10 protein-coding genes and 2 pseudogenes are annotated in these 13,938 nt (G+C 60.6%); 8 read left to right on the plus strand and 4 right to left on the minus strand.

Annotation, left to right across the window (positions count from 1 at the left end; genetic code table 11):
* The 4 genes from AC0L3B_RS37240 to AC0L3B_RS37255 form a co-directional block, all read left to right on the plus strand.
* Nucleotides 1–454: cupin domain-containing protein (locus AC0L3B_RS37240; protein WP_473382444.1), on the plus strand; the 454-nt coding region annotated here is incomplete at its 5' end.
* Between the two features lie 93 nt (nt 455–547).
* Nucleotides 548–1,522, plus strand: coding sequence for a GlxA family transcriptional regulator (locus tag AC0L3B_RS37245; RefSeq protein WP_473382446.1), 975 nt, complete (start codon nt 548–550; stop codon nt 1,520–1,522).
* Nucleotides 1,523–1,699: 177 nt separating this feature from the next.
* On the plus strand, nt 1,700–2,341 hold the full coding sequence (locus tag AC0L3B_RS37250; RefSeq protein ID WP_473382448.1) for an HD domain-containing protein: 642 nt from the start codon (nt 1,700–1,702) through the stop codon (nt 2,339–2,341).
* A 29-nt stretch (nt 2,342–2,370) separates the two neighbouring features.
* Nucleotides 2,371–2,568, plus strand: a complete 198-nt coding sequence (locus AC0L3B_RS37255) for a hypothetical protein (RefSeq protein ID WP_473382450.1) — start codon at nt 2,371–2,373, stop codon at nt 2,566–2,568.
* A 2,116-nt stretch (nt 2,569–4,684) separates the two neighbouring features.
* Here the strand turns inward: AC0L3B_RS37255 and AC0L3B_RS37260 are convergent.
* Nucleotides 4,685–7,822: a hybrid sensor histidine kinase/response regulator gene (locus AC0L3B_RS37260; RefSeq protein ID WP_473382452.1), complete on the minus strand. Its 3,138-nt coding sequence runs from the start codon at nt 7,820–7,822 to the stop codon at nt 4,685–4,687.
* 25 nt (nt 7,823–7,847) lie between these two features.
* Nucleotides 7,848–8,501, minus strand: coding sequence for an MEDS domain-containing protein (locus tag AC0L3B_RS37265; RefSeq protein WP_473382454.1), 654 nt, complete (start codon nt 8,499–8,501; stop codon nt 7,848–7,850).
* Between the two features lie 2,166 nt (nt 8,502–10,667).
* Here AC0L3B_RS37265 and AC0L3B_RS37270 point away from each other — a divergent pair.
* The 4 genes from AC0L3B_RS37270 to AC0L3B_RS37285 all read left to right on the plus strand — a co-directional run bounded on the left by AC0L3B_RS37270 (nt 10,668) and on the right by AC0L3B_RS37285 (nt 13,637).
* Entirely contained in the window at nt 10,668–11,126 is a 459-nt protein-coding gene (locus tag AC0L3B_RS37270) for a sensor histidine kinase (RefSeq protein WP_473382467.1), read from the plus strand.
* A gap of 85 nt (nt 11,127–11,211) precedes the next feature.
* A complete protein-coding gene (locus tag AC0L3B_RS37275) occupies nt 11,212–11,586 on the plus strand; it encodes a response regulator (RefSeq protein ID WP_473382456.1) in 375 nt (124 codons plus the stop codon).
* 196 nt (nt 11,587–11,782) lie between these two features.
* The gene (locus tag AC0L3B_RS37280; RefSeq protein ID WP_473382459.1) at nt 11,783–12,184 is read left to right on the plus strand and encodes a hypothetical protein; all 402 of its coding nucleotides are present in this window, start codon (nt 11,783–11,785) and stop codon (nt 12,182–12,184) included.
* Nucleotides 12,185–12,416: 232 nt separating this feature from the next.
* Nucleotides 12,417–13,637 (plus strand): sensor histidine kinase, encoded by a 1,221-nt coding sequence (locus AC0L3B_RS37285; protein ID WP_473382463.1) that lies wholly within the window; start codon nt 12,417–12,419, stop codon nt 13,635–13,637.
* A gap of 18 nt (nt 13,638–13,655) precedes the next feature.
* On the opposite strand, the pseudogene AC0L3B_RS37290 reads toward AC0L3B_RS37285, so the two are convergent.
* Together AC0L3B_RS37290 and AC0L3B_RS37295 are read right to left on the minus strand one after the other, a co-directional pair.
* A pseudogene (locus tag AC0L3B_RS37290) lies at nt 13,656–13,820 on the minus strand (ATP dependent DNA ligase); the annotation flags it as partial.
* A pseudogene (locus AC0L3B_RS37295) lies at nt 13,816–13,938 on the minus strand (IS110 family transposase); the annotation flags it as partial. The pseudogenes AC0L3B_RS37290 and AC0L3B_RS37295, both read right to left, overlap by 5 nt.

The following is a 13,938-nucleotide window of genomic DNA, read 5'->3' on the forward strand; positions in this document are numbered from 1 at the left end:
TGATCGCCGACGAGCTGCGCCGGCAGGCCGACGTCTTCACCGACCTCGTCGAGCTGCAGTCCAAGCTCGGTCGCGACGCGTCCGAACGCCCCGCCCCCCCGCGACCGCGGACACGTGCCTAAATTCTTGCAGGAGCCGAAGGGAAACGATTCCCTCGCCTAAACGACGGGCGAATGCGACTGGACAGATCGGCAAGGAACGCTTTGCGCTACACGGGCAGCTACTTGTCTTTTTCTATGCCTATGTGCTGTCCGGGGCCATCCGCAGCCAAGTCGGCGATGACCCTGCGCAGCTCTATCGCACAGGCGAGGGCTTTTACGAAACGCCAGGCTCTCATCACAGGGTCAGCGAGAACGCGAGCGACACGGAGCCCGCCAGCTTGCTCGCGGTCTTCGTGGTCGATTCCAAAGACGGGGCATTGACGATCCCCGACAAGGACGCAGCACCGAAATAATGGCGCGACAGGCTCGCCTGTCCAGACACCGCCGCCCTTTGCACTGTGTGAACGACATGCATAATAAGGCGCCCGACTGGAGAAACTTTAAAGGTGCCGGTACAAGCCGTCGCGATCGTCGTCTACGAGGGGGTCCAGGCCTTGGACGTGGCAGGGCCGATGGACGTGTTCAGCGAAGCGAACACTTTTCTCGACAGTGCCGACCGCTATGAATCCGTACTCGTTGCTGCTCACCACAATCCGCTGCGCGCCTCGAACGGCATACGGCTTGTTTCCGATCTAACGCTTGAGGAGGCGACGGGTGGGTTCGACATTGTTCTGGTGGCCGGCACGCCCACCCCACCTGAAACAAAGCCCGACCCGCACTTGCTTCAGTGGGTCAAGGAGCTGCCGTGGCGGTCGAGCCTCTATGGATCGATCTGCACCGGGGCTTTTGTCCTTGGCTATGCCGGTCTGCTGGACGATCGGCGTGTCACGACCCATTGGCAGGATGCGCAGGCGCTGGCGGCCAGGTTCCCGAGAGCAAAAGTCGAACCGGATTTGATCTATGTCCGCGATGGACGGCTGATCACCGCGGCGGGTGTAACGGCGGGAATAGATCTCGGTTTGGCGCTGGTCGGGCAGCGCCACGGCGCAGAAACGGCGCTCAAAGTGGCCAAGCGGCTGGTCGTAGTCGCCCAGCGCCAAGGCGGACAGTCTCAGTTCAGCCCCTATCTCACGGCGCCTGCCGATCCGGAATCGCCTATCGCCCGTATCCAGGACCATGTGATGGCGAACGTCGGGGATCGCCACTCGCTTGAGTCCCTTGCCGCCGTCGTCGGGATGAGCGCCCGAAATCTGGCCCGGCATTTCGTGCAGGCGACCGGGATCACGCCGCACGAATTCATCGAGCGCGCCCGCATCGATGCGGCGCGCATGATGCTGGAGGGAAGCGACCGGCCGCTGAAGGCGGTTGCATTCGACTGCGGCTTCGGCTCGGCGGATCGGATGAGGATCGTGTTCACCGCCCGTCTTGGCGTGAGCCCCATCCAATATCGCGGGAGCTTCCGGCGGGCGACACCGGAATAGAGCGCGCGCTCCCGGCCAAGGCAACGCTCGCGATCCTGCTTTCCCCACAAAGCGTCATGTCAGGAAAAGACGTGCGGCTGTCCTGATCCGCGGGATGCCCTTCCTTGTGCGGAGCGGTGCCCGGTTGGCAAATAGGTACAAGCAACCAGCCCGCTACGCAAAAAAGGAGAGCGCTCCATGTCCGAGATCATCGCCGGCATCCGCCTGCCCGACAGTGCCATCGCCCGCGCCGCCACCCAGCTCGTGCGCGATACCGAAGACGACCTGCTCTACAACCACAGTCGTCGCGTCTTCCTTTGGGGCTCCCTCACCGCCGAGCGCCACGGCCTTAAGTACGAGCCGGAGCTGCTTTACCTCGGGGCCATGTTCCACGACATGGGCCTTACAGAGAAGTATTCCAGTCCCGACCTGCGCTTCGAGGTCGACGGTGCCAATGCTGCGCGCGATTTCATGAAAAGCTACGGGCTGCCGGAGCGTGAAATCGAGGACGTCTGGACCTCGATCGCGCTCCACACCACGCCCGGTATTCCCGAGCATATGCGACCCACCATCGCCCTGGTGACCGCGGGTGTCGAGATGGATGTGCTGGGTATCGCCTATCATGACTTCACGCATGAACAGCGTGACCATGTCTGCGTCCATCATCCGCGCGAGACGAACTTCAAGGAGAACATCATAGATCACTTCGCCAACGGCATCATCAAGAAGCCGCTGACGACCTTCGGCAACGTGAAGGCCGACGTCCTTGCGCTGAAGGACATGAACTATGTCCGCCAGAACTTCTGTTCGATCATCCTCGGTTCGGCCTGGCCGAACTGACCTTCGTTGCTGGACCGGAGTAAATCCAGATGAGCGTCATTCGAACCAGGATGTGCGGACCTGAGGAAGCCGTGGTCGGACCGAGCGAGGAGTGCGTCGCTGCGCGGAGCCCGATCGACGAGATCATGACCCGCCGCATCGCTTGCGAAGCCCGGGTCGGCCGGCCCTTGACGCCCCTGAGCTACGCCGGGGTGTCGCCCGCCGCGCCACACGCCGGGCCGTGGTAGGCGAGCAGTCGTCGGAGGAGCGGTCGCGGGAGGGGGCGGCTTACTGCCACCGCGTGCTGGTCAACGGCGTCTGGGTTTGTCGGTGATCGGGCTGCCCGCGGGTCCCCAATTCCTGGATCAAGTCCATCTCCGGCTCGGAGAGCTGATGGGCGGAGCGCTTCCAGAGGGTTAGGACGGGGCGCCTGACTTGTGCAGCTGCCTCGGTTCCTACGGTGCCATCGAATTGTGATCGGTTCAGTCTGCGATTAAATATCCGCTCGATGGACATTGAGTGCGACCCCGGGCGCGAGGCGGCTGCGGCGATGAAGCTGGCCGCCGAGGCCGTTGGAGCCGGCCGGCAAAGATGGATCCACGCAGCGTTGGCGTGGATCGAACTGCTACGAGCACCTACGGCCGAGCCTAGCGCGGTGGAAGAGCTGGTTTAGTCCTGCTCTGAAAGGCACTCCAGGCAGGTGTCGCCGATTGACCCCAGCACGTCGCGGACTTCAGCGAGGGCATCGTGCGCGGAGACCCCGAACGGCGAATTTCGGGCGGCGATGTCGAAGGCGCGCCCGCGCGTGCGGGTCCGCGCGATCCTGCATCCCACCGCGGCCTTGTTGAAGTCGTTGAACGCACCACCGAGCGGCGCTCCGGACCCAAGTGTGAACCCCGCACGGTTTGCTAGATCAATAGCTAAAGCGCCGATGGCGGCGGGACCCCACGCCGATTTACGGCGGCCCCGCCGATTTCACGCTGGCGGACCTCCTGCAGCACGCGGGTGTGATAGGGATTGTGTGAGTTAGTTCACAAGCGGCAGGCATCGCGAAGCATAGTGTGCGCGCTCCACTGGAGGGAAGCGCCATGAACGTTAATTGGACGACCTCTCGATTGTTCGCACTGACCGCCGTTGTTCTAGTGGCCGCTGGTGCTACTATGGCAATTGGAACTCCTCGCGGAGTGTTTGAGCCGACTTTGGGACAAAACTGGCAATGCAGCCGAACCTTGCTGCTCTTGACGACTTGTTCTCACGTCAACAAAACAGGATGAGTCCTGCCGGCGGCTACCCTGTGCGTTTCCTGATCGGAACGGTATCGCCAACATGCGGACGAGCCGCGGCGCACGTCCAAGAAGCCGCACGTCGCCGCGCTGGTGCACTCTGGACCGGTCAAATTTACCGGCAGACCAGCATCCGCAGATCGCGCGGAGGTCTGCTCTCGGTAGCGGTCCTTTTCGTCTGGATTGGCTAATCGAACGCGCGAGGTTGCAAGTCTCGTCGCAAAGAGGCTCGCCGCCCGATCGCGCCGAACTGGGTTTGTCGCGTATTCTTTCGTCAGCACAGATGGCCTCGGGCTCGGAATATTTCCTGGCGCCGAATGCAACGACCGACTTTCGATCGACCTCAATCGTAAAGACCGAGAGGGAAAGCTCCTCCGCAATCATCGCATGGCGTCCTTTCGTCGGTGCGCGGTTGAACCTTCGCCTAGTCCATTCAGACTAAGTCACACCGGGATCTTTGCCATCCCTCCCGGGGCTGGAAGGCCGCCGTCCGCGATAAATTTAAGCGGGCGGCGTTTTTGCGCTGGAATAGTTGCGGGGTATTTGTCTGGGGTTAACGCCGTAACGCTTCACAGACTTGAACCACCGACACCCGGCGATGGCGGCCCACTCCCAACACAAACGCGGGGCAAGCGCGGCCCATTCGGTCAGTAACCTCAACCGAAGACATCGTTGGTCATCCAACGATGCCTATGAATCCCCGACGCCCGCTCCGCTTCAAGAACCCTGCAACGAAGTCGCAACGAATTGGTGAAGCGCCCGTGAACAAAGCGGGACGGAAACGATTGCCACATCTAGAAAGATCAACAACTTAGAAGATGCTCAATGGGTTCAGGACGCAGGGCCTGCCGGCTTCAGACGGCCACGATCAACGAATGTCGGCATCGGTGGTTGCGTGTCCGCAATTGAACCGATCGAGCGCTCCGCAAGGCTCTGGATCCGGTGGGCTGCCGAAGCTTTGGCTCGTTCTCGGCCGTAGCTTAAACAGTAGCATTGGCGGGTTGTAATACTGCAATGCAGACCGCGATTGCGGCAAATAGGAATCATCGGCCATTTGGTGGTGGCAATTCCCACCCTCTCTTCACGTCGTATTCTTGGTATCCAAGACGTCCCGCACGCGAGCCGCCAATCCTTCAAACGTGAAAGGCTTGCTGATGAGTTGTACGCCGGGGTCAAGACGCCCGTGGTGAATGATGGCGTTGCGCGAATAGCCGGTCGTGAACAACACTCGGAGATCAAATCTCAGTTTTCTTGCCAGGTCCGCCAGTTCCCGGCCACTTTTTCCCGGCAAGACGACGTCGGTAAAGAGAAGGTCGATCCGCTTCGGGCTTCGCAAAATAGTGAGAGCCGTTTCCGGATCTTCAGCTTCCAGCACGGTGTAGCCAAGTTCGTTCAGGACCGAAACACTGTAGGCACGCACGTCTGCATTGTCCTCGACTACGAGGACCACTTCCTCTTTATGGCCAAGTGGCGCAAGCCGCGCCTGGCTTTCGGAGGCCAAGGTCACCTCGCCATGATAGCGGGGGAAGTACAGCTTGACGCTCGTACCGACGCCGGGCTCGCTGTACACAGTCACGTGGCCGCCTGACTGCTTTGCAAAGCCGTAGACCATGCTGAGGCCAAGGCCTGTACCCTTGCCGACTTCCTTGGTCGTGAAGAATGGTTCAAACACCCTGCCTAGCGTTTCCTTGTCCATGCCCATACCCGTATCGCTCACCGAGACCATAACGTATTGGCCCGGGATGACTTCGGCGTCGATTGCTGCATATTGCTCGTCAAGAACGACATTCGCCGTCTCGATCGTCAAACGTCCGCCCGTGGGCATCGCGTCACGGGAATTGATGCCGAGATTCAGGATGGCACTCTCGACCTGGTTTGGATCAACGTCCACCGTCCACAGCCGTGGCGCGAGGACCCCTTCCAGTTCGATGGTCTCGCCTAGGGTGCGGTGAAAGAGGTCCGTCATATTGCGAATGATCAGGTTGAGATCGGACGGTTGAGGAGCCAGAGGCTGTCGCCGCGAAAAGGCCAGCAGCCGGGCTGTCAGGCTCGCTGCCCGCTGTGCACCCTGCAGCGACATCTCAGCGGCCCGCCGGACGCGGACATCGTCGCCAGGCTTGCTGCGCCGGATCGTATCGAGACCTCCGATTATGATCGTCAGCAGATTGTTGAAGTCATGAGCGACTCCGCCCGTAAGCTGACCAACCGCCTCCATCTTTTGAGCCTGACGAAGAGCTTCTTCGGCCTTTGCGCGTTGGGCAATCTCCTCAGCAATCCTCTCCTCCAAGGTCGCGTTTAGCCGCTGCAGCATTTCCTCTGCGGTTTTCCGTTGCGCAATTTCACTTTGCGATGCTTGGAAGAGCCGAGCATTGTCAATAGCAACGCTTGCCTGGCCGGCAAGGCCGGTCATCAGGTCTTCGGCTCGGGCATCGAACATTCCCGGCTGGGGATGACCGAAAAACAGACCGCCCAGCACCTCGCCAGAGCGAGACCGAACGGGCACGGCAAGATAACTCCTCACCGGCAAATGGCCCTCCGGCATCCCCTTATGAGGCGCACTATGGCCGTAGCGAGGATCTTTGAGGATGTCGTCCGATCGCACAGTCCCTTCGCCTGTAAAGGTCGGCGCGAAGATCGCCGTATTGCGCGGCATTGGGAAATTTGCAAAGGCTTCTCGCGGCGCCCCTGAAAGCGAATAGAGGGTATAGCTTTCGCCGGCATCATCGATCACATTATAAAAAAACGCGCCGAAACCTGCGCCCGTAAGCTCGACGCCAGCATCCGTGACGCTTTGCACGACATCGGACAAGTCGAGGTTTGCGGCCACGACTGTCCCGGCTCGATTGAGGATTTGAAGTGCGCGCGTTTCCTTGCGCAGCTCCTTCTCTGCCTCGACAAGCGCCTGCTCGGCCGCTTTCCGCGCCGTAATATCGATGGCCGTTCCAATCGCCCGAATGCAACGCTCACCGTCAAACACACCTTTGCCTTTGGCGGCTACCCATCGAATGATGCCGTCTTCCTTGCCGACCGTCCGATATTCTACGTCGTAGGTGCTGCGACGCTGCGGATCGAGCGCGGAGCCAAAGGCCTCGCTCGTCGCAACCAGGTCTTCGGGATGCAGCCCAGCATAGAAGTCTGCCATGCTGCAGGGCACGTCCGGGGAAATACCAAACATGGCCTTGGTGCGGTCGCACCAGGTCAAATGGCCGGTCGTTAGATCGAGGTCCCAGATTCCAACGCCTGCTGCCGACGTGGCCAGCCGCAGCGACTCCTCATTGAGCGAAAGCTGCGCCTGACTTTGGACCTGCTCGGTGACGTCGTGTCCTTGAGCAAAAATGCCAGTTACATTGGCTTGATCATCGATAATCGGCTGATAAATGAAGTCGAGGTAGCGTCGCTCCAGTGGGCCACCCGATTCGCGCTGAAGGTCGATGGCCGCGGCAGTCGATGTGTAGGGAATGCCGCTCAAATAGGTCTTGTCCAACAACTCAAAAAAACCTTGACCTTCCAATTCCGGGAAAACGTCCCGGACAGGTCGTCCTATAACCTCTCGCTGCCCGATCAGCCGAAAGTAGCTTTGATTGCAAAGTTCAAAGATGTGTTGGGGGCCGGCCATCACCGCCATGAAACCGGGAGCCTGCTCGAACAACCGCTGCAGCTTGTCCCGCTCGCTTCCGAGCTTGCGGTTCAACAGGTCCACCGCGCGCCGCTCACGGTCAAGCGCGTCGGTCTGCATGCGTAGAGCTCGTTCTGCGCGCACTCTCTGCCAAGCGACGGCAACCTGGTTGGCCGCCATGGTTAGCGCCAACTGCTCCGCTCGCGTTGGAAAGTTTTTCCTGCGAGAGATCGCGTCAAGACGTCCTGCGCCAGTCAGGCCGATAGCTGTACAAAAGCCGCGAAGCCCTCCGCCCGGCCGGAGGTCAAAGGCCTTTCCCGCTCCGGGGTCGGGAGCCGCAGCCAGTAGAACATCGGCAAGTTTGTGGGATCCATCGTCGGGAAGCTGGCTGACTTCCAGGGTCTGGTCGCCCTCTGCTCGAAAGGCCACCCGCGCGCCGTCGAGATCGAGCACCCGCATCAATGCGTCGACAAGGCTGGCTGCTATTCGTTCCTCATCCGCATTGACCCACATTGCAGGAAGGGACGACAGAGCCGCCATATCGCCGAGGGCTCGGCGCAAGGCGTGCAGTTCGCCGCCCTCGACCTGATCGGCCTCGCCCAAATTGCCCGCCTCCACGCGAATATTGTTAAGCGTGCTTCTTGCGAGCGTTCAATTCAGTCAGAAACTCATCGGGAGGAACGAAGAACGGATTTTGCTGCAGTACCCCGCCGATGATCACCTGTGGATGGGTCCGCAGGATATCCATAACGGTTGCTGCGCTGAACTTGTTGAGGTCGTACGTACACACGACCACGTCGTCATACTTCGGCAGCACGTGATTTAGTCTTGTCTCATATTCGACGATCTGGTCGACACCGGGAAGGTCTTCCAGAGCCCATTCCATGTTGGCCCAGAGCCGGGTCATGCCAAAACCGCTGCTTCGCCCCTCCTTGAGCACCTCCTGGATCAGAGCGAGCATGGCATCCTGGTCAAAGCCCTTGCCTCCGCTCAGATAGGCCCGCTCCCATGGCCGCATGTCTAACTGTCCCCGAGCGGTGGCGGTGTCGACATCTATCCCGCCGGCCTTCAACCGCTGAACACGGTCCTCTCGGTGCTGATCGTTGATGATCTGAACAAGCCGGTCGTTTGCCGCCAACCCCTCCCTGGCGAACGGCGCCAGCACGGCCTGTTCCTCGTCGTCAGAGCTGAAGAATGCACAGGCATGGCAGGAGCAGGTGAGTTCGGAACCTGCCAGTTTTACAGACCTGCTTAGCGGAGCGGCCTCATGGAACAAAGACATTTGGTTAGCTCCCTTTTGAATGGCCATCTTTTACACGGCAGCACTTAGCGTGCCAAGCCGATCAGGAAGAAGCTCGACAGCGTCGTAAGCTCAAAAGCCAAGGGTGAATAGGGCTGATCAAGAAGCCCCAAGCGGCATATGCCGACCCGTTTTACGCCGTATCGAGTTCGAGACATCACATCAGAGGGCCTTTCAAGCGCCAGTTCATTCAAAGGTTGTGTCGGAAATAGGCTTCGCCTGCTTCAGGTCAACCGCGTCGCAGACAATGCACTGTAGGTCTGTTCTGCCGTATAACCCCGGCACCGGGACAGTTCTTTGCCGCACCGCAAACACCTAGTGACTTTGTCCATAATGGCTTCTCCCAGCGCCTAACGGCGCTCGGGAACCTTTGTTCCAGCTCGATTTGCAGGAAGGGGTCGTGGAACTCAGCGGTCGGTCAAGCCGTGCCGGCTCGCCGCGGAACGGTCCCTGAAGCCGGCGCCGCCTATCGCACGGGCCCCAAAGAACGTCGGCCTCTTGCCTAGGAGGTCCGCGCCCTAATCCAGAGCACGGGCGCCGAGCGTCGGCGCTACAGCCGGCTGCCGTCCCATCGAGCATGCACCCATTAGACGTAAAGATAATGTGGGCAGCTGGCTGCTAAGCGACGCCCGCCGCCGCAGCTCTTCGTCTCTAATCAGCGCGTCAACTCTATCCAATTGACCGGCTACACCTGCAAAGCTCTTGGCGATATTCCTCAATAAAAGAACGCGGCTTTAGAAGTGTTGGATGCGCCGCGCCGATCGTGCGGAAACGTCGCAGCGCCGGCCGCTACGAGCTAGTCCGAGCAGCGCCTGCGGCCCATGTTGCAGCAGGCCGCGCACAGTCAGCGGCCGTTCATCATTGCGGCTGCAAGCTTTCCCGATGGAGACCCGCGAGGAGTCATTGACCCGCCTAGCCGCGGTCTTGGATGGTCTGGCTATGGAGCAAGGGTTAAAAGTTAAAGGGCGGTTTGTCGAACGCGCATTCGGCGGGACAGGTCCGCTCGCCATTGCGGAAGCCGAAGCTTTCGCTAATGCCCATGGTTGTACGTTTTGGTACGACCGGACCATGCGTGAGGGAATGTTTTCTCGATCTTACCCGCCAGGGGGGCGCGCCTAAACTATGTACGCTTAAATGCAAGGGTTCCGGCTGGAGTCTGCTCGCTCAGCCGCGGCCGCGCCGTCAGCATCGATTAGATCTGCCCGCGCAGTAGATCGGACCCCCACGGCTCGGCCGAGTTCGGTAGAAAAGCTTGCGGTGCGCGGAGCCGCCCTGCAGTTCAAGGATCAGCTCCTGAAGCAGCTAAACCTGCGGCAAAGCGAGCCAATGAATACAGGCTGGCCAGCCACCAAGCCCGCCCCAGCTAACTAATTGAGGCCTGTTTCTGCCGACGAGAGCACCTGCCGTTTCAAGCCAGCCTGCAAGGGGCCGATGACGACACACGGCGTCTGGCGGCCGGTCAGCTCCACGATCGCCCTCCGTCCAAGCTCGATGAGCGAGCCCGCCGCCGCAGCCGTCACCATCTCGTCCCGAGCGGCACCCCCTCAAGGTCCGGGCCGGCGGTGCTGATGTTCTCTCCGAGGTCGTCGACGCCGACCTCGAAGCGACCTTAAGGGAGCGTTGCCAATAAGTCGGATGGACGCTCATTGAAGGCCTTCGATCCCACCGATTTCGACCACGTGCTCGGCTGGGAGCGCCCCGGCTCCTTCGCATCCGGTTCAGCTTCAAGGCGGACTCGGCTCGGCCGTTCCGTGCACGGCACCAAATCTGGGGCATCACAAATTCAGGTTGTGACATTGGAACAGTTCGCAACGGGGGTCGTTGCCTTTCCGATCCCCGAGTCTAGAGGGTCGCGTCAACGCGCCAGCAAGGATCGGTGATCATCAATGGACATCCAAGCAAAAAACAACGTGCACGTCACCGGGCGCGGCAGCAGGGCCATGGTCGTCGCCCACGGTTTTGGCTGCAACCAAGAACTTGCGTAGTTTCGTGGCACCCGAGTTCGAAGGCGACTTCAAGGTCGTGCCGCTCAATCATGTGGGCACCCGGCGCACGGATCCTGCGGCGCCGGGCGTTGCACGAGCACAAGCACCTCCGCGTGCTCGATATGATCAACACCACCGTCAACCCGCATGTCTGACTCGATCGATGACGTGCTGGACTTCACGCGTGGACGGCTCAGCAGCCGTATCGTGCTCAATCGCGACGACGGCAGCCGTTGGAACCCGCAGGTCGTCGACGAACTGCGGACCTCATCGCGGCGAGACGAACTTCGACATCTCCGAGTCGGTGAATTGCGACCGGGCCCGCAACGCCCTCAGGCACGGAGCCTCGGACCGGCCCGTCCGGCTCGGAGCGGAGACGGAGGGCGGCGAGTTAAGGCTCTGGGTCGCGAATGCGGTCGAACCCATTGCGGCCAGTGCGATGGAAAAACTGTTCGAGCCGTTCTTTCGGGGCGACGTCCGCGACAGCCGGCAGGGTCTCGGACTTGGACTCCACATCGCCTCCCAGATAGCGCAGTCCCACGGCCGCCGCATCGATGTCACGTCGACGGCGGAAGAGACCACGTTCGTCTTCAAGATGCCGCTGGCAACGGCCGCGTCATGAGGACTCCCGCGCGACAAGCTTCCGTGCATGAAAGGGGACAGACCGAATTTCTGCTCGACTGCCGGACTGGGCCGGAGGCTTTCAGATGGCGCATCTAGTTCCCGTGATCCTGATCGTTGAAGACGAATATCTGCTCCGGATGGATGCCGCCGACATGATCGAGCAGGCAGGCTTCGAAGTCGTTCAGGCCGGCAACGCCGACCAGGCTATCGCGATACTCGAGGCCCGTTCCGATATCCACGTCGTCTTCACCGATGTCCAGATGCCGGGTTCGATGGACGGGCTGAAGCTCGCCAGCTTCGTCCGGGACCGGTGGCCACCCATCAAGATACTCGCCACGTCCGGCTTCGTGAGAGTGGGGCCTGGCGATCTGCCTTCCGGGAGCGAGTTCATGGCAAAGCCATATCGTAGTCCCGAGGTCGTGGCGTCGCTTCGTCGATTGACGGATCACGGCGGATGATCCGCAACATAGCTTATCGATCGCTCCGTCTGTCGGGACCTTCGCTGCAGCAGCTTCATTCGGCGATCTCGCAAAGAGCCGCCAAGAAAACACACTCGCGGCGTACCTGTTGCTCGGGTCATGAAGATCCCAAGGAACAAACAAAATGAACGCCCAGGAACTCGCAGCCAAGTTCAGCGCAAAGACCGCGGTCGCAGTGGCGGAGAAGAACCGTCAGACCGAGATCGCCGCCACCAACTCGGAAAAACGCACCGCAGATATCGAGCACTGCAAGGTCGCCATGGAGCGCCATGTGCTGCCTTTTCTGGCGGAGTTGAAAGAGCATTTCGCCGACAATCAGTTCTCGTTCGCGCCGCAGATCGAACTCAATGACCATCGCCCCGTCGGCGTATCCTTCAAGGTCGGAGATGGCGCGCCCACCACGATCACCACGGCGTTCGGAAACATCGTCGTGACGAGGATCGGCGATAGCGGCTCGTCGAAAGGTGTTCCGTTCGTGTACGGGCCGGAGGTGGAGCCGTACATTTCCAACTCGGGCGACCTGACCCGCGAAAAGATGGCCAAGCTCGTCGAAATGGTGATCGATACCGCCGGCTGATCGCCGCCACGACCGGCGCCACCGCTTCGAGCCGGCGCCGGCCTGCGCTTTCCACTCTGAAATCAGACTTGCCGCAGCGCGGTCAAGGCCCTCGGCGCGGAGAGGTCAGGGTCCTTGCCGGCGCCCGGTCGCATGACGCCAACGATCCGATTACTCTATACCCCTTCTCATGATCTTCCGGGCCACGCACCTGGTTGGGCAGGAAGCGTCGGTTGTAGGGGAAAAGTTCACGATGACAGCCTTCAATACAGGCGACGGCCCTGCGGCTTCATCACCGGATTCAACGGGGCGGGACGAGCTTGGTTACCGACTCCGGCAACAATCGTTGTTGGGAGAATTCGGCCGCGCCGCCATGCAGACGCGGGATCTCCGGATGATCCTTCAGAAAGCGACCGAACTCTGCGCCATCGGACTGCGGGCGCAGTTCGCAAAGGTTCTGGAATATGAGCCCGCCGGAGAACGCCTGATGGTCCGTGCCGGCGTAGGCTGGAAGGAGAATACCATCGACGTCGTCTCGCTTGCCGCCGACGTCGGATCTCCGGCGGGCTATGCCTACCGTACCGGGGAATCGGTGATATCGAACCACCTGAAGGCGGAAACACGTTTCCGTACGCCGCAGCTCCTGACCGATCATGGCGTCAGGCGTGCGATCAACGTGCTTATCGAAAAGGGCGCGGAGGACCAGGCCTACTTCGGCGTTCTCGAAGTCGACAGCGCCGATGCCGGTCAGTTCGACCAGGCCGATGCCGATTTCCTCACCGGTTTCGCCGGCCTGCTCGGCATTGCGATCGAACGCCAGCAGGCCGACGCCAAGCTTCAGGAAGCCCTCAAATACCAGGCACTCCTGACCCGCGAGATGAGCCACCGCGTCAAGAACAGCCTCGCATCGGTCGCGGGGTTGCTTCGGGTACAGGCGCGCAACACACCGTCTCAGGAGGTCAAAAGCGCCCTGGAAGATGCAAGTCTGCGAGTCTCCACCATTGCCGACGTTCACGACCACCTGTGGCGGAGTTCGCATGTCGGCTTCATCGAGCTCGCGGACTTCATGACGGAACTTTGCAAGAAGCTCAGGGGGAACTTGGGGAAACATACGTTGAATTGCCGATCGGACGCATTGCTGCTCTCCGCCGACCATGCCGTTCCGCTTGGTTTGCTCATCAACGAGCTCGTCGCGAACGCCATAAAGTATGCATATCCAGACAGCAGAGGAGCCATCGAGATCTCGGCACGGGAGATCGAAGAAAGCCTTCGCGTCGAGGTGTCGGACCAGGGTAAGGGTCTGCCCGAAGGATTTGACATCGATGAACCGCGCGCCAGCCTGGGGTTCAAGATAATCACCGGCATGGTGCGGCAGCTTCAGGGCCATCTGACCATCGCCAAAGATTGGAAGGGAAGTCGCTTCCTGATTGATCTGCCGATCATTTCACATCCGGACCGATCGCAATCGTCCTGACCTGAAACCGACACGCGATCAAAGGTCCTCTCGAAGTCCCTTGAAGAACGGGTGTCGGACCTTTCCTTCGCCGGACTTCGCTCGGTATTCGATCTCGGCGAGCAGCTTCGGCTCGACCCAAACGCCCCTGTGGGCAATCCGCTTGGCGTAGGGCTGCGTCTTGCGGACGAGAGGCTCTCGCCTCGGCGTCGATCGCGTCGTTCTTTTGCCGCTTCACAACGGCCTTACATAGGCGGGAGGGATCAGCCGAACTTCGTGGCCAAGCCGAGTGAGCTGACGGGCCCAGTGATGGGCTCCGCCA

This window comes from Bradyrhizobium sp. Kon56 (genome assembly GCF_055807635.1).

What these genes read in the sequence shown, in the direction of transcription:
- AC0L3B_RS37250 (WP_473382448.1), top strand. Translation starts at nt 1,700, where the DNA reads ATGTCCGAGATCATCGCCGGCATCCGCCTGCCCGACAGTGCCATCGCC.
- AC0L3B_RS37255 (WP_473382450.1), top strand. Translation starts at nt 2,371, where the DNA reads ATGAGCGTCATTCGAACCAGGATGTGCGGACCTGAGGAAGCCGTGGTC.
- AC0L3B_RS37265 (WP_473382454.1), bottom strand. Translation starts at nt 8,501, where the DNA reads ATGTCTTTGTTCCATGAGGCCGCTCCGCTAAGCAGGTCTGTAAAACTG.
- AC0L3B_RS37270 (WP_473382467.1), top strand. Translation starts at nt 10,668, where the DNA reads ATGACGTGCTGGACTTCACGCGTGGACGGCTCAGCAGCCGTATCGTGC.
- AC0L3B_RS37275 (WP_473382456.1), top strand. Translation starts at nt 11,212, where the DNA reads ATGGCGCATCTAGTTCCCGTGATCCTGATCGTTGAAGACGAATATCTG.
- AC0L3B_RS37285 (WP_473382463.1), top strand. Translation starts at nt 12,417, where the DNA reads ATGACAGCCTTCAATACAGGCGACGGCCCTGCGGCTTCATCACCGGAT.